Genomic DNA, 23,923 nt, shown 5'->3' with positions numbered 1-23,923 from the left:
ATCGCAATCTATGTTAGTCGATTCGACTTGTTGTCGCGATAGAATAATAATTACTTAAAAGATAAATTTTTTTTATAGATTCGATATTTATAGGGATAGACAGGTCCAGATTAGAATCTAGATATTGCGTAAAGTGTTTGCTAATTTGGTGAATTCGGAACTAAAAAAAGCAGAGCTTAGCTCTGCTTTTAAAGTTGAACTGTCTTAGAATCGCATACCAATACCTGCATAGGCCAAGATTGGGTTTACCTCAATATCTGCCTTGGATTCAATTAGTTTGCCGAAGTTATTATCTGTAACTGTGATCGTAGTTTCATTGTTTAAGTGAGCATAAGAGATTGAACCTACCGCAAACCATTTATCATTGAAGTCATAAGTAAAACCTGCAGTGACGACTGGAGCAAAAGCATCTGTTGCTTCAACTTTAACTTTTGGATTAGCGTTTTCATTTGGTGATCCATCTAATGATGCTCCAGCTTTATTATCCAAAATATTAGCAATCATATGACCCGCAGCAATCAGGTCTCTTTCTGTCTGTGGATTAATTTCAAGTTCATTAAAATAAGCATACATGAGGCCTACGCCAATATAAGGACGGAACTTGTTTACGCCAGTTTTACCAAAGTGATACTGGAATTCAAAAGCTGGTGTCCATGCTCGGGCAGAAGCTGCAGGACCATGTGCCTCTAAATCTGTAATAAAAATATCATTGTCTAACTCAATAGAACCGACGATTGGCGAAGCAATTGCACTAAATGGAGCATATATTTTTCCCTTTCCTTGTAAGTCTACTTTAGGTGGAATCCCAGCTTTCATTTCAAAAGAAATATTATCAGTAAAGAAATAATTGGTCATGATGCCTAATGTAGTGACATCATCTGCCTCTAACCCAGTTCCCGGATTATTCCAGTTTTCTAAACCATAAATATTTGCCGTACCACTCATGAACGCGGGCAATGTACTATTTGGATTCACACCATTAATTAAATCAATTAGCCAATTAGCCAAACCTGATGAGTTTTCTGCACGGTTATCAATAACTGCCTGGGACGAGATTTCTCCAACATCAGATTGAATACCTTCATAAGCAGCTGTACTTACTTTAAACGGCTGTGCTTTGCCTTGCGGCATGACATGTAAAGCCCCCACTGAGACTGAAAAACGTTTAAAGCCCTCGGCTTCCATACTGAAATATTTTGAATAGTCGGCCGCCTGAGTGGTGGAAGTAATTCCAATAAGTCCGGTAGCCATACATATAAAAGTTGATTTTTTCATCTTAAAGTTCACTCCATGAAGTTTAAATGACGGATTGTTATAAGTTCAATTTAGATAATTATAGAGTATTTACTCTACTCTAAAATTGCTTAAATTAAGATAAATGGAATACTTGAGACGTTGTTTTTTTAATCAAAAAATGGTAGCAACATTAAATGAAACATCGTTTGATAACACAATAAAAAGACTTGTTTTTACATCTCGCTCTTTTTTTTTGTACAATAGACTGAGTTATTATTGAGTCAAGCTGATGAGCTCCCCAAATACTCCCAAGAAAAAGCCTTTAGTTAATTTGCCGTTTCCATTGAAGCAAGCTGATCAAGGTGCAACAGATGAGATCTTAGAGGATCTTCGTCCCAAGCCACAACGTTATGCTGATCGAACCTGGATGCCACCACGTGGCACCCGTCGTTCAATGGGAAAACGATAAGTTTTCTAATAAAAAAGCCATGGTTTGACCATGGCTTTTTTATTTATTGATATTTAAATCATTCAACTTACTGAGAAGCTGGCATTCTGCGGTCATTATTTTGGTAATGGCTTCTTTTCTGATGATACATATCTTGATCGGCACGTTTTAGCATGTCTTCAAGACGTTCATCTGCATAGCTAGTGGCATGTCCAATTGACAGGCTGATTGGCTGATGTGAGTAAAACTGGTTATCAACCACTAAAAGTTCATGCAAACTATTGAGACAATTTTGCAAAGCAGTTTGATCCGCACCAGGTAAAAGGACTACAAATTCATCTCCACCAATTCGAGAGGCAGAATAGGGCGTATGTTGAATAAGTTGATTCAGGATGTTACCTACGCGACGTAACTGGTTGTCTCCAGCATCGTGTCCAAGGTAGTCATTTAATTCTTTGAGTCCATTGAGATCCATAAAAATACAGGATACTGGGCGTAGTAAATTACGCTCCAGACGGTTTAGTTCCTGCATGTAAAATGAACGGTTACATAGTTGGGTTAAGACATCATGTCTGCCTAAATATTCCAGATAATGTTCAGCTTTTTTACGTGCGGTAATATCTGTCAGGGCGATCTGAACAATACTCCAGTCATGGAGGTAATCAGGGAATACGGTAAATTGAAGCAGGACATGACGGATACTGCCATCCAGTGCATAGTTTACGGCTTCACGCTGATGATGCAGATTACCATTCCAAAGCTCAATAATTTGTTCTTTAAAGGTCTGTACCATTTCTTTCGCAAAGACTTTATGTACATTCTTTAATAGAGCATCTTTGGTTGAGGCGCCGAACAGATCGAGAGTGGCCTGATTGACATCAATGATTCTAATCTCTCTAATGCATTCATAAATAAAATCATGATGTACATCCAGAAAAGTCTGAAAATCTTCAATTCCTAAATCACGTAAATGATCTAGTTTAATTTTAATATGGCTAAAATCCTCGATCCATAATGAAGCCGGTGAATAAATAAAACGAGCTTCAGCCAGATGGCGATTTTGTTCTTCTAAACGACGAGCTTGTGTATAAGCAGTGATGTCTTCAGTAGTAATCAAGAGTAGGGAGAGATCATGCTCATGTTGTGGCAGGACAATTCCTTTCAGCTGAATATCCAGACGTTGACCAGTCAAGGTATAGTTTACTGCTGAATGGGAAAATTGGGTGTCTCCATTCCATAAAGCGACGAGTTCGTGGATGTGGGATTTGCTCATATCCTCTTTGAACACGAGATCCAAATTTTGACTTAGATGGTTAAAGTCATCTGCCTGATAAAGTTCTAGTGTTTTAGGATTGACCTTAAGCAGTTTAATTTTTTTCGCACATTCTAAAATACGTGATTCGTCTTCTTGCAAAAAAGTGAGTAAATCCTGCACCCCTTGAGCACGCCAGAGATCAAATTGTTTTTTTACCTCACTAAAATCTTCAAGCCACATGGCAATAGGAGATAGTTCAAAAATTGGAGAATCCAGCATGTTCATTCAAGCAGCTCAATTTTATTATTTAATTTAATGAGGCAAGTATAAGACCAAAAAAATGATTTTAGAATAATGTGATAATTAAATATTTATCTTGAAATTGAATGCTATTTTTATTAGATCACCTTTTATATTTCACAATAAAAAAGCCAATTCAGGAATTGGCTTTGATTGACAATAATTCTGAAATTAAAGAGGGTTTCTACGTGCTTTATTTTCAGGTTTTGGTGGCGCGATTTCACGCTTACCATGCCAGACATCTGAAAAATCCTGTTCATTAATATTATATAGTTCGAGCAGTGCCAGAATCACACCACCAAAGACCATTGGACCTTCAGAATTGTTCTGGAAATCGAAAACCTTACCATTCAAATTATGCAGAATGTCCTGAATCTCAAAAACACGATCACGGCCATTACTATCTGTTGGATACATTTGGGTATTCAGTAAAATTTTAGCCAGGCTTTTTTCACTATCGGTCACTGCAAGCACTTCGATCAGTTCATCGGTGGGGTCAGCAAAAATGATAGAGTCACGGAAAATGGTTTTAAGGAATTTTTCATTCAATTTCGGAAGCGGTTTTTCTACAAACGGGCGAAAAGATTGCGGGAAAATCACATTATGTGAAATCCCCTTAAACATAGGCGCAATTTCTTCTACTTTATAACCTGCAATGCCGCAGCCGACCGAGGTCAGGAAATACTTATTTTTCGGATGATTCTTGGTATAAATTTTAAAGTCATCGATATAATGCTGAATCTGTGACAACGGCATTTGTTGCAAATGCTCATTCATTGTAGGAATAGCATAGCTTTGACCAGACCAGCCACGACCAACCCCTTCTACAGCACCAAAGTGCTCAAGCGCTGTTCTTGCGGCACCGCCTGCATGCAGCCCTGCCATATTGCTGCCAAATACGAATACAGTATTTTCTGGCAAGGATTTGACGATGCTTTCATCATGGTATTGGTAAGTCATGGCTTTTGATTCGATATCCTTATTGGTTTCATGTTGCCTTTGAAATTGCTAGGGGTCAAGGCAAATTGTATCTATAAGAAAGCAAAAGTCTCAAGAGAAATTAGAACTTTATGTAACTGAATTTTAGCTATCTTCATAGAGATGTTTAAAGTGCCACTTGTTTGAGTTCTTAAATATTATTAGCTAATTTTTAAATAAATATTTTTGAAATTTAATAAAATATTCAAAGCGGACAAGATGAGATGGAACTGTTTTGTAATCATTCTATTAAGTTACTTATAGACTTCAATTTTTACCAAATAGACACCTGTTTAGGCATTGAGTAATTCAGATTTAACCCCATAATTAGAACAACAAAATATTGCCAGTGAATTGCCGCAAATTATGTCTGATAAAACCCCTTTCGATTTAGTGACCAGCTATCAACCTGCTGGCGATCAGCCACAAGCCATTGAAAAACTGGTTCAGGGAATTGAACGGGGCTATAAGAATCAGTTATTGCTAGGCGTGACAGGGTCCGGTAAGACCTACACTATGGCCAATGTAATTGCGCGGACGCAACGCCCGACCATTGTCATGGCACATAACAAAACCTTGGCAGCACAGCTCTATGGCGAATTTAAGGCATTCTTCCCGAATAATGCGGTGGAATATTTCGTTAGTTACTATGATTATTATCAGCCTGAAGCCTATGTGCCATCTTCCGATACTTTTATCGAGAAAGATTCAGCAATTAATGATCATATTGACCAGATGCGGTTGTCCGCAACACGTGCTTTATTAGAACGCCGTGATGCCATTATTGTTGCTTCAGTTTCTGCAATCTACGGTTTGGGTGATCCGAATGCCTACATGAGCATGTTGCTGCATGTGGTGGAAGGGGATCGTATTGGTCGGGATGACATTATTCGCCGTCTGGTCGAGATGCAATATACCCGCAATGAACTGGAGTTCCTGCGTGGTACCTATCGTATTCGCGGTGAAATTATTGATATTTTCCCTGCCGAATCGGATCAGAATGCGATCCGTATCGAACTGTTTGATGATGAGGTAGATTCGATCCGCTGGTTTGATCCATTGACTGGCAAAATGATCCGCAAAGTACCGCGTGTGACAATTTATCCAAAAAGTCATTATGTTACACCAAAGGATAATCTGACCCGTGCCATTGAAACCATCCGGGAAGAGTTAAAAGAGCGTCTGGTGTTTTTCCGTGAAAATGACAAATTATTAGAAGCACAGCGTATCGAACAGCGTACCCGTTATGATCTGGAAATGATGCAGCAACTGGGCTATACCAATGGCATCGAAAACTATTCACGTCATTTATCTGGCCGTCCTTCAGGTGAAGCACCGCCAACACTGTTTGATTATGTACCTGATGATGCCTTGCTGATTATTGATGAATCACATGTAACCGTTCCACAGATTGGTGCGATGTATAAGGGCGACCGTTCACGTAAAGAAAATCTGGTGAACTATGGTTTCCGTTTGCCGAGTGCACTGGATAACCGTCCAATGAAATTTGAGGAATGGGAACGTATTGTTCCAACCACGGTCTATGTCAGTGCAACGCCAGCACGATATGAACTGGAAAAGTCAGAACAAATTGTAGAGCAGGTGGTGCGTCCAACAGGATTGGTCGATCCTGAAATTGAAATCCGTCCAGTGCTGACCCAGGTCGATGATGTATTGTCCGAAATCAATATCCGCAAAGATCTGAATGAACGTGTACTGGTGACGACATTAACCAAGCGTATGGCAGAAGACCTGACTTCATATTTGAAAGAATATGGCGTAAAGGTAGCCTACTTGCACTCAGATATCGACACTGTAGAGCGGGTAAAAATTATTCATGAATTGCGTACCGGTATTTACGATGTGCTGGTCGGGATTAACCTGTTACGTGAAGGTCTGGATATGCCAGAAGTGTCCTTGGTAGCGATTCTGGATGCAGATAAAGAAGGTTTCCTGCGTTCCGAACGTTCGCTGATTCAGACCATTGGTCGTGCTGCACGTAACTTGAAAGGTAAAGCAATTCTTTATGCGGACCGGATTACGGACTCCATGCAAAAAGCAATTGATGAAACGGATCGTCGTCGTACCAAACAAATTCAGTTTAATGAAGAGCATGGTATTGTCCCACGCAGTGCCGTACGTCAGGTGATCAAGGAAATCGATACTGGAGAGGTGCTCGATGATGATCAAATTGATGAACGTATCTCAGATCAGGCTAAAGCTTTAAGTGCGGATGAGCGGCATCTGCTGGCAGATCCAAAACTGTTTGCAAAGCATATGACTAAACTTGAAAAAGAGATGCTGAAAGCTTCTAAAGAACTGCAGTTTGAACAGGCAGCGCGTTTGCGTGATGAAATTCTACGCTTGAAGGCTCAGATGCTGAGTTAAGCAATTGATCTGCCTATGATTAGTTGTGCAAAACTAATCATAAATCTTACATATCGATACACAATTATTCACACGATGACGTTATTGTTGTTACAGATAAAATTTTACAAAAACATATGGTTCACTCATCTGTGTGAATGAAAGGATACTTTATGACAACTAAGAATTTTTCTCAGGCAAGTCTAAAAATTGCCAAAATTGCGATTGGTAGTGCTGTTCTTCTGGGTTTGGGCGCTACGACCATGGCATATGCGCAAAAAGAGTCATTACCGACTGTGGAAAAAGTTGAACTGGACCGTTATTTGGGTAAATGGTACGAAGTGGCGCGTAAGCCTTTATATTTTCAGAATAAGTGTGACCGTGATGTCACAGCAACGTATACTTTGAATGAAAATGGCAATATCGTGGTTGATAACCGCTGTATTAAAAAAGATGGTGAACAAACCCAGTCAGGGGGTGAGGCATTTGTGCAAAATCCACCCCAAAATACCAAATTAAAAGTCAGTTTCTTGCCAGACTTCATTCGCTGGATTCCTGTCGGACGTGGCGATTATTGGGTCTTGAAACTGGATGAAAACTATCAAACTGTTCTGGTCGGTGAGCCTAAACGTAAATATATGTGGATACTCTCACGTGATCCGCAGTTGGATAAAAATGTAGTGAATGAATATTTACAATACGCACAGTCAGTCGGTTATGACCTGAGTGATGTGATTCACACCAAACAAACTGCGCGCTAAACTCAGTTTATCCTCAAACCATGCTTCGGCATGGTTTTTTTATATTTATACAATCAGAAGCTACACCTTGAAAATTTATCATTCGATCAAAGAATAGAGACAAGTATTCTTGAAGACATCCCGATATAATGCGCGCAAAGAGATTTTGGGGTAGTGAATGTATAAAGGGATCGCGCTGTCAGTGCTGGCGTCACTGGTTTTTGGTGTGCTTTATATTTTCACGCCTTTTCTGCAGCCACTAGACAGTGAGCAAACCTTTGCATGGCGTATGTTGGCGACCCTCCCGTTTCTGACGGCGTTTATGTGGTGGTCAGGTGATCTCAATCATATCAGCAGTATTTTTAAGCGAATTCTACAGCAGCCGACGTTTCTGATCTGGTTAATTATTAGCTCTTTACTTTGTACAACCCAACTCTGGTTATTCTTATGGGGGCCGATTAATGGTCGCGGCCTGCAAGTGTCGCTGGGTTATTTCCTGTTGCCTTTGGTGATGGTTCTGGTTGGCTGTGTGCTCTATAAAGAAAAATTGTCTGCCTGGCAGATGGCGGCGGTGGTTTGTGCGGTACTGGGCGTGGGACATGAAATCTGGCGGATTGGTTTTATTGCCTGGGAAACGGTCTATGTGGCTTTGGCTTATCCACTGTATTTCTTCCTGCGCCGTCGCTTTGGTACGGATCACTTGGGTGGATTCTGGTGGGACTTGTGTCTGATTCTGCCAGTGGCTTTCTATCTGGGCTTTGTACATAGCGATTCTCTCAAGCTAATGGTCAATTTCCCTCATCTCATCTTGGCAGTGTTGGGTTTGGGTTTCTTAAGTGCTTTAGGCTTAGGTAGTTATATTCTGGCAAGCCGTTATCTGCCTTTTGTGATTTTTGGTCTGCTGAGCTATCTGGAGCCAGTGTTACTGGCTTTTGCCTCGATGGCACTCGGAGAACGGGTGGAATCTGGAGAATGGCTGACCTATATCCCGATTTGGTTGGCAGTGATGGTGCTGATTGTGGAAGGAATATTGCATTTAAAACAGCAGCAGTTGAAAAAAGATGAACTTGAAAAAAAAGCTGAAACGTTGGAAAAATTCAAAAAAAATAATGAATAATGCTATTTGCATAAGTGTGATATTCGTCAGATAATTTTGACGTAAATGTTATCTAATTCATGTACCATTTTGTTTAAAAGAATGTTCGTTATATTTAAAGGGGATAAACATGTCACAGATTGCGATTCCATATCAGTTACGTGCACGTTTATCCCAACTGGAACCGAGCCTCGATTTAGAATGGGAGCGGGAGCTTAAAGCCGTTCTGGCAGATATCTCGCCTGAGCTCAAGGAAAGTATCGATTTTCAGATTTTAAAGCCAAAAAGAATTCTCTGGGATCAGGAAACCAATCAATACCGTTATCAGGCTTATCATTCGGTAGAAGCTTTAAGCCAAAAATTTCTGAATGACCGGATGCGTTATTATGCCAGCACGTTCGGTCTCTCTTTGAAAAGCCTGCTCGGGTTAAATGACAGCTTGCAAGTTGCAGACTACCTGGAAAACGTACTCGAGCAGATTGATAAAATTGAAGTCAATGAAAACTTCCAGATGCAGCGTGAAAAGCTGGAACTACGTCGTACTTTCTTGTTGAATGCTGCTGAAATTATTCGTGGTCTTCAATTACAGCCGGTCGAAGGCGTACGTAAGCTCACTGAACAGCAGGTTAAATGCTTCATTATTGAAGTGTTTATCAAGCAACAGTTGTTGGGCTACTGGTATAAACCTTTATTAAAAAAACAGACTGCGGAAATGCAACATCCGCTATTCCGTTATTTTCTGATTAAAGAACAGCAAATCCGTCATTTTGATATTGTCCGCACTTCACAGTTTTTATTTATCGTTGCGCCTGTGATGGATGTACAACAAAACCCGTATTCTATTCGTCGCTTCCTCATAGAAGAAAAAGGTGCATTAGAAGATCAAGTTTATCTGAATATTCTGGTTCTGGATCTGAAAGAGGATATGAATGAAGAGGTAGTAGAGACACTGAAATCCCAGCTGCAGCGAATGGTAACCTTGCAGAGCCAGATCCATCTGGACGTCAGGGACATTGTACATAATCTGGAGCAGGTCTCTGAACTAAAGTTATTACCTCTGCTGGTCGAACCGGTTCAGGTGGTTGAAAAGAATGCCGATGTTGTGGCGCAACGCTATTTGAAGCAGTTGGAGGAAATTCTGACGCGGGAATTGCTGCTGCCAATGCGGGATGCGATTCGTGATCATTTATCGCATATTGAAGAGTTTGCTTATCTCTATTTGCATGTACATAAAATCTTTACTGAAATTTTAGCCTATTACCGGGACTTCAAAGCTCAGCCAGGATTTATGTTTAATTCCTATATCCAGAATTTCGAATATAAGTTATTGGCATTTATCCGTTTGCTGGAAAAGCGTAAGGGTGAAACCTTTATTCCGATGAACCGGAATGAATGGCAGGTAATGCATCAGCGTTCCGAGCAGCCGATTAAAGATATTCAAACCACGATTGCCGATAATGTGCAGCAATATCGGGATCTGAAAAAATATATCAATACGCTGAACCGTCAGAAAGCCGAATATGAAAAAAAATCCATGCTGAAAAAGCTTTGGCGTAAAGATAATTCAGATGAGGCAATAGAAATAGCACTGAATAAATTGCAGCAGTTAAAACGTAGCATGTTCCTGGAAATTATTCAGGTGCCAAGAACCCATGAAAACAGCAGTGTATTTCTGGAATTTGAAAGTTTGCAAAGTTTCCAGAAAGTTGAACGTCACTATGCCTTTCCTTGTGGGGATAATGGTCTCACCCGTTTACCTGTACTGATTCATTTGCCAGAAACTTATGATGATTTTGATGTGGAAAACTTTAATGCTTCTATGAGTCTGGATATGAATTTTTCAGCAGGCAGCAGGCTGCAACTGGATCATGAAAATGCAGTTAACTTCGAGATTTAGATTTGTGTGAATAAACAACATTTAACAAAAATCTGGTTTAGAGCTTGAAAAATGTTATTTTTCGATTTTTAAATGCAAAATCATCTAACTAATTACAACTATTTTTAAAATTTATAGTGAATATAGGCCGTTTTCCTCAGGACTTTGGCAGCTTTTGATTCAAACTTGCTGCCAATTCCATTACAATTATGGGGTTTTGAAATTTATGCTTAGATTTACAATTAATTAGAGGACGTATCTGTGAGCAAAGACACTATCGTTGCCCTCCATGCAGAGCACCAAGGTCGCTGGAAAAACCGTGAAGAACTCGCGGAGCGTATGATTGCCCTAGTAGGTCAGTTATATCGTGAAAAAAATATCGTAGCTACAGTTTACGGTCGCTCTTTAATTAACCGTTCTGTAATCCAGATCCTTAAAGCGCATCGTCGTACTCGCGTATTGGACGTTGAGCTTTCTGTTGTAGACACTTTCCCAATCCTTGAAGCATTGGCGAAAATTGAAAACATCGGTACTGCTGAAATTGATCTAGGCAAACTTGCTGTTGAATTCAAAGCAAAAGGTGGTGATGTTAACGCATTCGTTGCTGACGCTGTGAAATCTCTTGAAGGCAATGCAACTTCAGTTGAAGGTAAGGATGTTGTACTTTACGGTTTTGGTCGTATCGGCCGTATTCTTGCACGTTTGATGATCAGCCAGTCAGGTCTAGGCCGTGGCTTGAACCTGAAAGCAATCGTGGTTCGTAAATCATCTGACGGTGACCTGGAAAAACGTGCGTCATTATTACGTCGTGACTCCATCCATGGTCCATTCGCTGGTACGATCTCTGTAGATGAAGAAAACGAAGCAATTATTGCAAACGGTCAGTTCATCAAAGTGATCTATGCATCTAATCCATCTGAAGTGGATTACACTGCATACGGTATCGAAAATGCACTAGTAATCGACAACACGGGTAAATGGCGTGATGCGGAAGGTCTTGCTCAACACCTGAAATGCCCGGGCGCTGCGCGTGTCATTCTGACTGCACCTGGTAAAGGTGACATGAAGAACGTTGTATATGGCGTAAACCAAGCCGACATCCTTGATGAAGACAAAATCATCTCTGCAGCAAGCTGTACAACGAACGCGATCACTCCAACACTGAAAGTGTTAAACGACAAGTACACAGTGATCAATGGTCATGTTGAAACAGTTCACTCGTTCACTAACGACCAGAACCTGATCGACAATTACCACAAAGCTGATCGTCGTGGCCGTGCTGCTACACTGAACATGGTAATTACTGAAACTGGTGCTGCTAAGGCCGTTGCAAAAGCGCTTCCAGTACTTCAAGGTAAACTGACAGGTAACTCTGTACGTGTACCTACACCAAACGTATCTCTTGCGATTCTTAACCTGACTTTGGGTCAAGAAGTTGATCGTGACGAAGTGAATGAATACATTCGCCAAATCTCTATCAATTCTAACCTTCAAGGTCAAATTGGTTATACCAACTCGACTGAAGTTGTATCTTCTGACTTTATCGGTTCACGTACTGCAGGTGTATTCGACGCGCAAGCGACTATCACTTCAGGCAACCGCTTAACTGCTTATGTTTGGTACGATAATGAAGTGGGTTATAGCTGCCAAGTATTGCGTATTGCTGAACAAATGGGCGGCGTAAGCTATCCAAAAGTTCCTGCTGAAACTAATGCATAATTAGTATTGAGCTGAAAAAAGGGCCTCATTTGAGGCTTTTTTTTTATTGCACGTTTTTTAGGTTTAAGTTTTGGATTTAAATGGAATATTAATTTGAAAATAACCTTGCTGATGAATTCTTGATCTGATAACTTTCTAAATGAAAGTACATGCTAAAAAGTAAGTTTATAAATTAAGAGAAATATTATGTCAGCTTATGAAACCAGTAAATTGCTAGGTCAGGTTTTATCAACAGAATGTCCTTCACGTGAAATACTGGAACACTTAGCCAATAAATGGTCGATTCTGGTGTTACGTTGTTTAAATGATGGCGTTCATCGCTTTAGCGAGTTGAAACAGCGCATTGAAGGTGTTAGTGAAAAGATGCTGGCCCAGACTTTAAAAATGCTGGAGCGGGACGGGTTCATTTTAAGAACGGTCTATCCTGTCGTACCACCAAAAGTGGAATATCAGTTGACCATTACTGGTTCACAGGCTGCAGAAAAAATAAATTATCTGATTGGTTGGTTAGAGCGTAGCCTGCCGGAGATTTTGGAAAATAAAGAACGTGTTGCAAAATAGAAGCTAAATTGCTTTTGGGGAAGCAATAAATGAAAAAGTCAGAAAATTTGGTTGCTACTTTAAATGGCGATCTATTAGATTTTATGTGCGATCAGTATTGCTCCTTATGCGCTGATACAAAGGTTTGTAGAAGATAAGTCTACTGCAAAAAAAATCTTTTGATTTGGTCGGCGACAATGTTTGCACCTATAGCGGTGTTGATGATTTATACAAGTTGGGAAAAACAAAAAAGTACAGAGCTTATATTTCAACAATATAAATATATTGATGGCAATTAATTAAAGTCAAGACTAAATATAATATATTGAAAAATATGGTCTTAGTTGGCGATGATAATTATGACCATTTAAAAAAGACAACTTCATCTATTTGACGATGATTGTATTTTTCTAAAAAAGAGTGTTTGGTTTTAAAAGAGCTGATAAGTGACGAAAGCGGTAAAAAGGAATTAAAAAAATTAATAAATTTCCCTCTCCTTAAAGCAGAGGGTTAAGGAAAGGTCAATTAAGATGAAATTTTTGTCTCAAACATCTTCCTAAAATCCCATCGATCAATCAGCAAAATCCCAATCGAGAAAACAAGGCTAATTACTACACAACCAACCCATTCAAAGTGCTCCCAGGCATAAACCGCACCGAGTGAGCCTAAAGCTGCACCACTAAAATAAATGGTCATATATACTGCATTAATTCTGGAACGTGATTTCAGGTCAATCCGATAAACCAGATTCTGATTTAATACATGGAATGCGGCCAGGCCAAAATAAGCCATCAATACGCCAATCGCATAGATCACAATATTCTGCTGGGCAAAATATAAGGGCAGTGCAGAGCTGAGCATTAAAGCAATACATAGCTTGGCGACCAGATTTTCTCTGCCTTGTCCTACGGTTTTGCCTAACCAGCTTGATGAATAAATTCCGATGATCCCTAATAAGCCGAACAGGCCAATTTCAAAATCAGTGAAATGGTAAGGTGCGCTACCTAGTACGAAGGTCATGGAAGTAAAGACCATAGATAGAATACCGAAGCCTAAAGCACCTGCGCAGGCACGACGAATCAGATGCGGGTTCTGCTTAGCGATGACAAATAAAGAGCGATAAATACTGCCAATGGTCAAACCCGCCTGGGGTTGAGTATCTGGTAGTTTTTTCCACATGAGAGTGGCAAAAAGCAAGGTAATGATTCCACTAGAGAAGTAAACACCTTCCCAAGACCAATAGGTCGAAACAAAGCCAGCAAAAGTCCGCGATAGGATGATACCCATCACCAAGCCACTTATCAGTTTACCGACAATAGTAGCACTGGATTCAGGTGGACTAATCGTAGAAGCAAAAGGAATTAAAACCTGCGCCGAGATTGCTCCAAACGTCGCACATAAGGTAAACACATAAAGCGTTGATAAAGTCGTGCTGAATGAAAGCAGAATCTGTGAAATGGCTGCAAAGACCATCAGACTGACCACTAGCTTGCGTTTATTCAGAAAATCTCCCAATGGTACTAACAGCATTAAGCCCAGTACGTATCCCATCTGGGCGATCACTACCGTTAAGCCAGCCTGACTGGTTGTAATTCCTAAACTTTCCTCGATTGAATAGATTAAGGGCTGATTAAAATAAGCTGATCCGGCACAGAGACCACATGCCATTGCCATAAGTAATACAAATTGTGATGACAATGGGCTGACAGAATTCTTTTCTGTGGTCATAGCTATACCATGGGCTCTTTTTCGACGTTGAGCACTATAGGCAGCTCGATGCCAAATCAGAAATAATAAAAAACGATCAATTAAGCTTTAAAGACTATATTTTGAATTTTTATAGGTCTGAATATTTTTCAGACTGTTTTGTATTTTGAGACAAGCTGAATGAAATTACCCTTGAAATGAGCGATCTTCATGGAATAGTGCATAAATGTAGTCGAGAAATGCTTTAAAATATGGCAGAATAGGCGGTTTTAAAGTTTTTAGAGGATTGGCAATATGCGCTTTGTTGATGAAGCAGTCATTACCGTAGAGGCTGGCGACGGTGGCAATGGCGTAGCCAGTTTTCGCCGTGAAAAGTTCGTACCATTTGGTGGTCCAGATGGTGGTGATGGTGGTCGTGGCGGCAGCATTTATGTTCAGGCTGACGACGACACGAGTACCCTTGTAGATTATCGTTATACCCGTAGATTTCGCGCTGAACGTGGTAAAAACGGTGCTGGCGCAAACTGTGCTGGTCGTGGTGGCGAATCAGTTATTTTAAAAGTTCCTGTAGGAACAACTATTGTAGATAGTGAATCTGGCGACATTATTGGTGACCTGATCGAAGACGGTCAAAAGGTATTGGTTGCTCAAGGTGGTGATGGCGGCTTGGGTAATACCCACTTCAAATCGTCGACTAACCGTTCTCCACGTAAGTGTACCCATGGTGTTAAAGGTGAATTCCGTGAAATCCGTCTGGAGCTAAAAGTGCTTGCAGACGTTGGTTTACTGGGTATGCCTAATGCAGGTAAATCAACCTTTATCCGTGCAGTATCCGCTGCAAAACCGAAAGTGGCAGATTATCCATTTACCACAATGATGCCAAATCTGGGCGTTGTAGATGCAGATCGTTACCGTTCATTTGTGATGGCTGATATTCCAGGTCTGATCGAAGGTGCTGCTGAAGGTGCGGGTCTGGGTATTCGCTTCCTGAAACACTTGGCACGTACACGCATTTTGCTACACATTGTCGATGTACAACCGATTGATGGTTCAGATCCTGCTTACAATGCCAAAGCAATTATCGCAGAGCTTGAGAAATTCTCGCCAACGCTCTCTAAATTGCCTGTGGTATTGGTTCTGAACAAGGTTGACCAGTTAGCAGAAGAAACACGTGACGAATGGTGTAACCACATTCTTGAAGAATTACAGTGGGAAGGCCCTGTCTTTAAAACTTCTGGCTTAACGGCAGAAGGGACGAAAGACGTTGTGTACTACCTGATGGATCAAATCGAACAGCAACGCGAACGTGAAGTTGAAGATCCAGAATATGCAGCAGAAATGAAAGCATTCCGTGATCAGCTGGAAGCTGAAACACGTGAACAAACGATTGCTGCGAAAGAAGCTTATCGTGAAATGCGTCGCGCTCAACGTCTGGGTGGCGATGACTTTGATGATGAAGATGATGACGACAGCGACGTAGAAGTATATTACGTACGTTAATCTTTTAAAGATAAGTCTGAGGACAAGATGATAGAAGTGGTAGATGGGCAACGTCAGCTCAAGGGTTGTAAACGAATCGTTGTTAAAATCGGATCATCTTTACTCACAGCAAACGGGCAAGGTTTAGATTTAGATGCCATCTCGCACTGGGCGGGACAAATCGCAGATCTACACAATGCAGGACACGAGATTATTCTGGTGTCATCAGGTGCTGTGGCTGAAGGTATGGTTCGAATGAAACTAGAGAATCGACCCACCGATCTACCCAGTCTTCAGGCTTGCGCTGCCATTGGTCAGATGGGGCTTATTCATACCTGGTCAAGCGTGCTGGATAAACACCAGATCCAGACTGCTCAGGTACTGTTAACCCATGATGACCTGGCAGATCGTCGCCGCTATCTCAATTCATGTGATGCCTTGCAGCACCTGATTGAATGGCGCGTGATTCCGGTGATTAATGAAAATGACACCGTTTCGACGGATGAAATCCGCTTTGGTGATAATGATACCTTGGCTGCCATGGTAGCAGGTCAGGTGCATGCGGATCTGCTGATTATCCTGACCGATCAGGAAGGCATGTTTGATTCGGACCCACGTTCTAATCCGGACGCTAAACTGTTCCATACCGTACGTGCGATGGATGAGAGTCTGTTTGATATGGCTGGCGGTGGTGGCAAATTTGGTCGTGGCGGCATGCTGACCAAAGTCCGCGCTGCACGTCTGGCTGCGAAGTCGGGTTGTCCAACGCTGATTGCCAGTGGTGACAGTGACTGCGTTTTATCGCGTCTTATGACGGGTGAAATGTTGGGCACTTTATTCATCACTGATGATGATCGTGTTACTGCACATCAGCAATGGCTGGCAGCGCATTTGCAAACGGCAGGTCGTCTGGTGATTGATGATGGTGCTGTTAAGGCCATTAAAGAAAATCACCGCAGTCTGTTACCGGTAGGCGTTAAAGCAGTTGAAGGTCATTTCGAGCGTGGTGATGTGGTGGAATGTGTCGATACACAAGGTCACCGTATTGCGGTCGGACGTGTGAACTTTAGTTCACGTTCAGCTGAGATCGTCAAAGGTCTAGCATCAGACAAAGTGCATCAGGTACTCGGTGAAGCACGTTCACTGGAAATGATTCACCGCAATCATATGGCGATTTATTAATTATTTAAGTGTTTGAATTGTATATAAAATATTTGGTTATAATTTTTTTTAACTACTTATTTGACTACTTAAGTAAAAAAGGCTTACCGCATGGTAGGTCTTTTTTTACATTAGAAGAAGCTCACTTAAGAGCTTCTCTATATTGAGCAGGTAATGTTTGAGCATCATAACAAATTAAACTTCTGGATAATAAAAACTTACCGGTGCCACGTTCAACTAAGTGACCAGAATCATCTATAGTCATATGAGAGATTAGAGTGTCATTGAATAAGTCAGACATAGGGTATTTAGCATATGGATTATGAAATATATAAAGCCCATCGAATATTGACTCTTCATATTCTTCTTTAAGAATTCCCATATGGATGTCAGGAATTAAGCTTTCTTCCATTTGATCATCTCTAGTATATAAAGCATTAAATACACAGTATCTATTAGCATCGGATACTTCAGCTAGCGCACGTACTTTTCCCCATGTTGCATATGGATTGTAAATAATGGCGCTGATATCCTCATACTCGGGTGTTGTAAAGAAACCTAAAGGAATTTCAGCCCCATTATCTTTTTCTATGAAGTCCATTTTTTCTCTAGGGATAAAGTTTAAATTTTTAGCTATAGCTTTTTCTTCATTTAGATAAATCCCGTAAAGAACGGCGATAATTCCACGATGTCCAGTAAAGTGTGAATGTGGTCTGTCAAAAGAGTTTAATCCAAGTAAAAAAGGTTTACCCATAACGTGTGGTAGATTGCTGTAAGAACTTTTAAATTTTTTTGATTTTGTAACAATGGAATTTGCAATCCTAATAATAGATTTTCTATTAAATTCAGCGAAATCAATATCGAAAGATTTATGACTTTCAGTAAAACCGTATGCTGGCAGACCATCTTGTTCTGGATTAGCAATTGTTGCTTCGATACAGAAATTTACTCCATCTTTATGACAGACAAAGTCAGGTGCATGGTGGGAAAAATTTAAGTCGACATTGTCTTCTTTTAATATTTTATGTAGATAAAGTTCTAAAAATGAAGATTCAAAAGTAGTCTGAAATTCTTTAACAAACTTATTATCTCTATCAATAAATCCAGTTGCCCAATCTGTAATAACTTTTCTCTCTGCATGTAATGCAGGATTTATTAGTAATTTAAAAATATCGTGTTGTCTATCTTCGTCAACTATTGGTGTGAATAGATCCATTTGTAAGTCCTAAATTTTAAAGTAAAATTCAAATAATAAATTAATTTGTAAGGCTCTTATATTTTGACATATAGTGTGAACAATAAAACCTATTAGCATTTAAAGTGTTTTGATATTCATCTTGAAGCATATCAATACTGGATTTGAATATTTTGATAGACACCTAGATTTTTGGTTTCATACTTTCATGTGTTTGCTTAAATATTATACATTTTAAGGCAATACGCGTAAAAATATACTTAGGCATTAAATGAAAATTTCAGAAAAATTTAATTTAGGATTAACGCAAGCATATATAGATTTCGTAGATATCGATACTGAAACTGATTTAGAAGTATTTATTGATCCAACTGCATTACGGGATTTAGAGTCACAATGGGGGCATGCTTGTGCAAGTTTGGTACAACAGTATTTCTCTACAGTATTGTACTATATTAAGAATAATGAGCATGATAAGGCTAAGGCACTATTAAGTAATCTAAAAGAAAGAAATGAATTTCATATAGGTTATTCTTCCGGTAGATCAAGAGGCTCAGGTTTTGGTAATAAATCAGCTGAATTGATTTGGGATGCACTGTGTAATAGTAAAGCAGCCACTACCGGACTATTAAAAGATATAGAAGATAGCTGTTTGCTTATTGAAGGAATTGGGCGCGATATGATCTCCGATGCTGTCTGTAATATTATCCGTCCAAAACTAATAGAATATACTCAGGATATGTGTAGATATTATGGTATCCCTCTATATCCAAATATCAATTCAGGTCCAATTTGGAATGATCGGACAAAAAAATGGGAGTCGCATTTTGTAGAGCTTCCATTGGCTGAGGGTCATGTCTTTCTTTTAATTCCTAAGAATATTGTTCGTAGAAAAATTTCATATGACTTCAATGAATATTATTATCATTATATTCTTGAAGAGTTAAGAGTAGAGCATATCCGCAAACAATCATCTTTAGTTTATTTTTTAAAAAATGGTGCTCCTAGAGTAGATAAAAAAGATTTGATAAAAGAATATGGGCAAACTAAAAAATCAGGAATTGAGCAAACTTTAGGTCGTGAACATATATTTGAAAAATATAAATCTGATAAAGAAAATTTACCTAAACCACCTTTGTCGAATGAACAACTTGCGGAAGTGCAAAATTTACCTGAAATAGATTGGGATATTTTGATTAGTGAGCTACAGGCTATTCCTAAAGGAAGTGAACATGCAGATGCTTATGAAAAAACTATTGAAAAAATCTTAACCGCATTATTTTATCCAAATTTGACTTATCCAGAAAAGCAATACAAGCTCCATGAAGGGCGGAAGAGAGTAGATATTGTATTTAATAATGAATCAAAATCAGGTTTCTTTCATTGGTTAACACTTCATTATCCATGCTCATTTATTTTTGTTGAGTGTAAAAATTATAGTAATAAAATTGCTAATCCTGAAATTGATCAATTATCAGGTAGATTTTCTCCAAATCGAGGAAAGGTTGGACTGTTGATTTATAGAGAATCCGATAACCAAAACTTACTTGAATCACGTTGTCGAGATACAGCTCAAGATCAAAGGGGTTTTATGATCGCATTGTCGGATGCTGATATTATTTGTTTGATTGAAGACTATAAAAAAGCTTCTCCTTACAATTCAGGTATAGAAAGAAACCGATATCCAGTGCTTCAGAAGAAATTTAATAAATTGATCAACTAAGCGATAGTTTTTAATCTCGAATATACTAATTTTTTATGAAGTATAAGAATGTTGTGTGAGACACAATTTTTATGAATGGTATCCATAGATTAGTTCAAAGTTTTGCTAAGACTTCGCTCTTTTACGCTATTGAGGTAAGTTAGGGTGAAGTCATTGTTAAGTTTTATACTAATCCTTATAGATATCTATATCACTATATAAGTTATTAGGCAGAAGAGGTAGGTAGAAATCGCCGTAAAGCTTAAGCAATAAGTGTTACGGCATTAGCCATGCTATAAATTACTGATAGTAAAATTGCGAAGACTGGAGTGTAGTCAATTCCGTTAGTGAAAAATGGAATCTAAACCTTATCTTTGGCTTCTTTCCACCAAACTAGTAGTGTCTCTAAAGGTACGCTCGAAAAATCGACACCTAATTCAGATGCTTTGCTATAAAGATAACTAGTACGTTTTTCATATTTTTGAATAGCAACATCAAGTGATTTGTTACTATCAAGTTGCAATCTGCAACCAATATTTACTAATGAAAATAGGCAATCCCCATATTCTTCAAGAAGGCGATCATGACTTTCCTCATGATCAATAGCCTCTTTTAGTTCAGTAATTTCTTCTTGAAGTTTCGCAAAAGCATCCTCATGCGTATTCCAACTAAAGCCGGAATCAATTAGGGTTTGCTGTATTGTTTCCGCTTTCTCTAGCATCTTGATCCTTTAATTCGCAAAATTTAGAGTAATGATATCTTAAGTATTCGATGGTTTTACTTAACATATCAGGATTTTTTTCAGCAAATGGAAATTCTAATTTGTTATCAATGTAAGGAGTCATAATTTCTTGAATTTCAGGATCATCATTAGCTTCAATGAGGAGAGACTCAGGATTAATAGAAATAAGTTTTCTATCAAAAAGTCTGTCGATATTAGCTGATAATAATATTCCATTTGCAGGATCACGACATGAGGCATCATCTTTAGTTTCCGACCAAGGTTTAATGTGGCTAGCAGTTAACATGGTCGGAACTGATATTTGTGTAACTAAGCATTTTCCATCGTAGAATTTGAATAAATCTTCTCTAAATTTTCCTTGACCTATACGAGCAAGGATATTTCTAGGAACTTCATTATTACCATTAAGCAGACCTTCCAATATTTCTTTCAGTCTATCTTCATAGAATTTAGACGTTTCTTTTGATTGTTTTTTTCGCTCTTTTTTACTTATAGTGGATTTAGCCTTTGCCGACTTTGAATCAGAACTTGGCTTAGAAACAAGTTCAGCAGAACTTAAATCAAGTATTTGATTTAATTCCGTAAAATCATTAATTCTATCTAATTTAAGTTGTACATTTTCTACGATAGCATTTGCACCAACCCAACTCATTAAAAGTAATAATGCTCGTGTTAATATCTTAGATTCGCTTATATCATCTAATTTATTGAGAATATTAGAAATTTGGTAGTGGGTATTTAATAGATCTTTTTTAATCTTTGGATAGGATCCTAAAATTTCGAATTCAAATCTGTTCGGATAAGTTTCGAGATTGCGATATTCATCAATCCAAATATTTTCTGGGGATTCTTCTGTAATTAGATCTGTCGTAGCTTTACAAATAACTATTTGCTTATAATGAATTGTCTCTACAGTCTCTACTGTTTTTCCGCGAGCAGTACCGGTAACACCTTTTATGAATAATACCAAATCACCAGCTTTAATCTTGTCAATTTCATAGTTTCTGAGTCTATCTTTAAAGCCCCAAATATTTTTATTTAGACCGGTGATGAAATTATCTGAAGAATGAACATACTGATCTTTTATACCATCCGCAGTTAAACCTTTGAACTGTTTATTCGTAACACAGATTATATGTAAGTTATTCATTATTTTACCTTCAGACGACTTTATATATTTATATCATCTCTACATGATTTTTATTTGTCTATGTTATTGATACTTAAGTACGACAACTTTTGTCGTCTTTGAATGTTGCAACTACCATAGTATTAACTCCTTACTATGGTGGTTGGCTTTCCAACTAAAAATTTCGAGCTAGATTGTTTACAGCATTTGAAATGAGTTGATTAAGTTCACTATGAGTTTTTATGAATTTAGCTAAATTTCTCTTGTGTCTAGATTGGTCATAATAGCTCTCACTTTCGATGCCAAAAGCTTTAACTGTATTTCTATAGCAGTCGGTAAATGTTTTCGGGGAGTTGGCTTTTAATCGTGTAAAACTAAGTCCTTTAAATCCATCTAACAAGACTCTTTTGATATTTGTAAGTCGGTTATCAATCTGATTAAGAACATTGCTCTTGATGTTCTTTTCCGCACGGATGCGCCATTCATTCATAGGTAGAGGTTGTTTATTGCAATCTGTAGTCTTTACATACAAATGCCAATATTCATCCGCATCTCTATGATTAATACCAATATTATAGCTATTTCCTAACTTTCTTAACATTGAGTGCGGCGTGCTTGGGATAGGCGTAAACACGCCTAATTGGCCGTTATAGACACGTAAATTTTCTACGGTACTAGGTAATCGGATTGATTTAAAAAGGGCTGTAGTGAGGCTTCTATGCTTGAAATTATAGAAGTCAATTGCTAGTTCAACCTCCATGATTTTAAGGCTATCAATCTTGTATTCAAAATGTCTCAAGTGGGTGATACGGCGCCGTAGTACACTCAAGGAATTCATGTCGTGCAATCTAATAATGAAACCTGTTCCGTATTCTGAGATGTAATGAGTAACCCCAGTTTTCTCTGTCAAAAATTTCTTAATGTCGTGTCGTGTACTTGTTTTACTAATTTCAAAGTATAAATCAATGAAATCGACTTGAGCTTTGATTTGGATATTCATTGCTTTGAAATCATAGCTATGGATATCAGAGAAAATAACGGTTTCAAGTTGATAAGCTTGTTTCGCATTTTCAGCATATCTTGTGCATAAGTCAGAATAACTTTGTTCATATGGAGACTTTTTTTCAGTCTCTTCTAGAATTTCTTCGATTTCTAATTCGAGTAAGAATTCACGTAACTCTTTATCATATGGATCTTGTCCATTCCGAACTTGGGTTTCAAATTGATGGTGTGTTAGATGTTCCATAAGTATTCTCAGTAAGAAATGAAATAAAAGGGCAGTTAAATAACTGCCCTTTTTGTGATTGGTGGAGAATTACTGAATTAAGTAATTTTCATTGGGAGTGTTGATAACAATTAACTTCTTACCATTACTTTCAATGCTGTAGATCATAGATGTTTCACTTTGATCTACCATCGTCACTTGGCTGCTAGACAAAAGAATGGCCGCAACATCTTCGAAACTAATTAAGGTGCTTTGCATTGAATTCCTCCATTAGCTTTACGCGCTCTAAAAATGCTTGCTCCAATTCTTGTTCAGTGCAGTCTAATCCGTTGAACATGAAATGTTCATTGAAGTATGCAATAGCGTTGTCAATTCGATGCTCTCTATGAAGATTAAAATATGGATTTCCTTTTGAAATCATATTTTTAATAGTGTTAAGCATTAATGAGCGTGCTTTTGCTTTATCTGCATTAAGTTGCTGATTAGCAGAATTCACATTTTGCATTTTTCTGTCCTTTTGATGTTTATGATTGGTTAACACGTAAAAACTCACGGAGAGCAGGTAACGTGTACATTGGTTTGCCATCCAACACATGGACAGTGATTCTGTACCCATGTGAGAGACTTGGACGGTATAGATTTTTGGTAAGTCTTCTGTACCAATACTTCTTAGACTTTCCTAAATTTAAAGATAGGAAATTGGCTGATTCACTTTGGGTTAAAAACATTTCACTTGGCATTTTTAGAAGCCTTATGCTTATGTGCTTCAATCCAATCAAGCACAGTTTGGGATTCCCAAACTGTTAACCCATTGAGAGAAAATGGTTGAGGGAATTTATTTTGTTTGACCCATAAACGAAGAGTTTTGCTTGTAATTGGAAGTAAGCCTCGGCGAACGGGTTTTGCTTTAAATTTACGGATTTGTCCTGCTGATTTTCCGGTCTTGCAAATATGGATTTTTTCCGGAGAGGCGGGCGCCGAAGTGATTACTTTTTCTTGGATGTATTTAGGAAGATTCATGTTGAACA

At 38.7% G+C, this 23,923-nt stretch carries 21 protein-coding genes; 10 read left to right on the top strand and 11 right to left on the bottom strand.

Annotated features, from left to right (window positions below; all coding sequences use genetic code 11):
• Positions 1-204 precede the first annotated feature (204 nt).
• Positions 205-1,275, bottom strand: a complete 1,071-nt coding sequence (locus ACS72_RS05820) for an OmpW family protein (protein WP_004893975.1) — start codon at positions 1,273-1,275, stop codon at positions 205-207.
• A 250-nt stretch (positions 1,276-1,525) separates the two neighbouring features.
• Here ACS72_RS05820 and ACS72_RS05815 point away from each other — a divergent pair, with 250 nt between their 5' ends.
• Positions 1,526-1,705, top strand: coding sequence for a hypothetical protein (locus tag ACS72_RS05815; protein WP_004810533.1), 180 nt, complete (start codon positions 1,526-1,528; stop codon positions 1,703-1,705).
• A 67-nt stretch (positions 1,706-1,772) separates the two neighbouring features.
• On the opposite strand, the gene ACS72_RS05810 is transcribed toward ACS72_RS05815, so the two are convergent.
• Both ACS72_RS05810 and ACS72_RS05805 read right to left on the bottom strand, forming a co-directional pair.
• Complete coding sequence (locus ACS72_RS05810) at positions 1,773-3,224, bottom strand: sensor domain-containing diguanylate cyclase (RefSeq protein ID WP_048881539.1); 1,452 nt, start codon at positions 3,222-3,224, stop codon at positions 1,773-1,775.
• 186 nt (positions 3,225-3,410) lie between these two features.
• A complete protein-coding gene (locus ACS72_RS05805; protein WP_048881538.1) occupies positions 3,411-4,199 on the bottom strand; it encodes a hypothetical protein in 789 nt (262 codons plus the stop codon).
• Between the two features lie 384 nt (positions 4,200-4,583).
• Between ACS72_RS05805 and uvrB the strand changes: the two genes are divergently transcribed.
• From uvrB to ACS72_RS05775, 6 genes are all read left to right on the top strand, one after another.
• Positions 4,584-6,605 (top strand): excinuclease ABC subunit UvrB, encoded by a 2,022-nt coding sequence (gene uvrB, locus ACS72_RS05800; RefSeq protein WP_008304885.1) that lies wholly within the window; start codon positions 4,584-4,586, stop codon positions 6,603-6,605.
• Between the two features lie 152 nt (positions 6,606-6,757).
• Entirely contained in the window at positions 6,758-7,345 is a 588-nt protein-coding gene (locus tag ACS72_RS05795; RefSeq protein ID WP_048881537.1) for a lipocalin family protein, read from the top strand.
• Positions 7,346-7,502: 157 nt separating this feature from the next.
• Positions 7,503-8,441, top strand: coding sequence for an EamA family transporter RarD (gene rarD / locus ACS72_RS05790; protein ID WP_048881536.1), 939 nt, complete (start codon positions 7,503-7,505; stop codon positions 8,439-8,441).
• A gap of 109 nt (positions 8,442-8,550) precedes the next feature.
• A complete protein-coding gene (locus tag ACS72_RS05785; protein ID WP_048881535.1) occupies positions 8,551-10,317 on the top strand; it encodes a hypothetical protein in 1,767 nt (588 codons plus the stop codon).
• A 240-nt stretch (positions 10,318-10,557) separates the two neighbouring features.
• Positions 10,558-12,015 (top strand): glyceraldehyde-3-phosphate dehydrogenase, encoded by a 1,458-nt coding sequence (locus ACS72_RS05780; protein ID WP_048881534.1) that lies wholly within the window; start codon positions 10,558-10,560, stop codon positions 12,013-12,015.
• Positions 12,016-12,201: 186 nt separating this feature from the next.
• Positions 12,202-12,576 carry a helix-turn-helix domain-containing protein gene (locus ACS72_RS05775; RefSeq protein ID WP_048881533.1) on the top strand — a complete coding sequence of 125 codons (375 nt, stop codon included), beginning with the start codon at positions 12,202-12,204 and terminating at the stop codon, positions 12,574-12,576.
• Between the two features lie 504 nt (positions 12,577-13,080).
• Here the strand turns inward: ACS72_RS05775 and ACS72_RS05770 are convergent.
• Positions 13,081-14,283 carry an MFS transporter gene (locus ACS72_RS05770; protein WP_048881532.1) on the bottom strand — a complete coding sequence of 401 codons (1,203 nt, stop codon included), beginning with the start codon at positions 14,281-14,283 and terminating at the stop codon, positions 13,081-13,083.
• A gap of 273 nt (positions 14,284-14,556) precedes the next feature.
• On the opposite strand from ACS72_RS05770, the gene cgtA reads away from it, so the two are divergent.
• Positions 14,557-15,762: an Obg family GTPase CgtA gene (gene cgtA / locus ACS72_RS05765; RefSeq protein WP_004894010.1), complete on the top strand. Its 1,206-nt coding sequence runs from the start codon at positions 14,557-14,559 to the stop codon at positions 15,760-15,762.
• Positions 15,763-15,789: 27 nt separating this feature from the next.
• Positions 15,790-16,923 carry a glutamate 5-kinase gene (gene proB, locus ACS72_RS05760; RefSeq protein ID WP_048881531.1) on the top strand — a complete coding sequence of 378 codons (1,134 nt, stop codon included), beginning with the start codon at positions 15,790-15,792 and terminating at the stop codon, positions 16,921-16,923.
• Between the two features lie 121 nt (positions 16,924-17,044).
• Here proB and ACS72_RS05755 read toward each other — a convergent pair whose 3' ends face one another.
• Positions 17,045-18,118 carry a hypothetical protein gene (locus ACS72_RS05755; protein ID WP_048881530.1) on the bottom strand — a complete coding sequence of 358 codons (1,074 nt, stop codon included), beginning with the start codon at positions 18,116-18,118 and terminating at the stop codon, positions 17,045-17,047.
• A 250-nt stretch (positions 18,119-18,368) separates the two neighbouring features.
• Here ACS72_RS05755 and ACS72_RS05750 point away from each other — a divergent pair, with 250 nt between their 5' ends.
• Positions 18,369-19,820, top strand: coding sequence for a hypothetical protein (locus tag ACS72_RS05750; RefSeq protein WP_048881529.1), 1,452 nt, complete (start codon positions 18,369-18,371; stop codon positions 19,818-19,820).
• Between the two features lie 340 nt (positions 19,821-20,160).
• Here ACS72_RS05750 and ACS72_RS05745 read toward each other — a convergent pair whose 3' ends face one another.
• From ACS72_RS05745 to ACS72_RS05725, 6 genes are all read right to left on the bottom strand, one after another.
• Complete coding sequence (locus ACS72_RS05745; protein ID WP_048881528.1) at positions 20,161-20,520, bottom strand: MazG nucleotide pyrophosphohydrolase domain-containing protein; 360 nt, start codon at positions 20,518-20,520, stop codon at positions 20,161-20,163.
• Positions 20,480-21,691: an HNH endonuclease gene (locus ACS72_RS05740; protein ID WP_048881527.1), complete on the bottom strand. Its 1,212-nt coding sequence runs from the start codon at positions 21,689-21,691 to the stop codon at positions 20,480-20,482. Before ACS72_RS05740 ends, ACS72_RS05745 begins: the two co-directional genes overlap by 41 nt.
• Positions 21,692-21,845: 154 nt before the next feature.
• Positions 21,846-22,916, bottom strand: a complete 1,071-nt coding sequence (locus ACS72_RS05735) for a hypothetical protein (protein WP_048881526.1) — start codon at positions 22,914-22,916, stop codon at positions 21,846-21,848.
• 69 nt (positions 22,917-22,985) lie between these two features.
• Positions 22,986-23,153, bottom strand: coding sequence for a hypothetical protein (locus ACS72_RS17935; RefSeq protein WP_155858010.1), 168 nt, complete (start codon positions 23,151-23,153; stop codon positions 22,986-22,988).
• The gene (locus ACS72_RS05730; protein WP_048881525.1) at positions 23,134-23,400 is read right to left on the bottom strand and encodes a hypothetical protein; all 267 of its coding nucleotides are present in this window, start codon (positions 23,398-23,400) and stop codon (positions 23,134-23,136) included. The genes ACS72_RS17935 and ACS72_RS05730 overlap by 20 nt, the downstream gene beginning before the upstream one ends.
• Positions 23,401-23,624: 224 nt before the next feature.
• Positions 23,625-23,915 carry an AlpA family transcriptional regulator gene (locus ACS72_RS05725; RefSeq protein ID WP_048881587.1) on the bottom strand — a complete coding sequence of 97 codons (291 nt, stop codon included), beginning with the start codon at positions 23,913-23,915 and terminating at the stop codon, positions 23,625-23,627.
• Positions 23,916-23,923: the final 8 nt, after the last annotated feature.

This window comes from Acinetobacter sp. VT 511 (assembly GCF_001077515.1).
GTDB lineage: Bacteria > Pseudomonadota > Gammaproteobacteria > Pseudomonadales > Moraxellaceae > Acinetobacter > Acinetobacter schindleri.
This window is presented reverse-complemented; position numbering and strand designations above follow the sequence as displayed.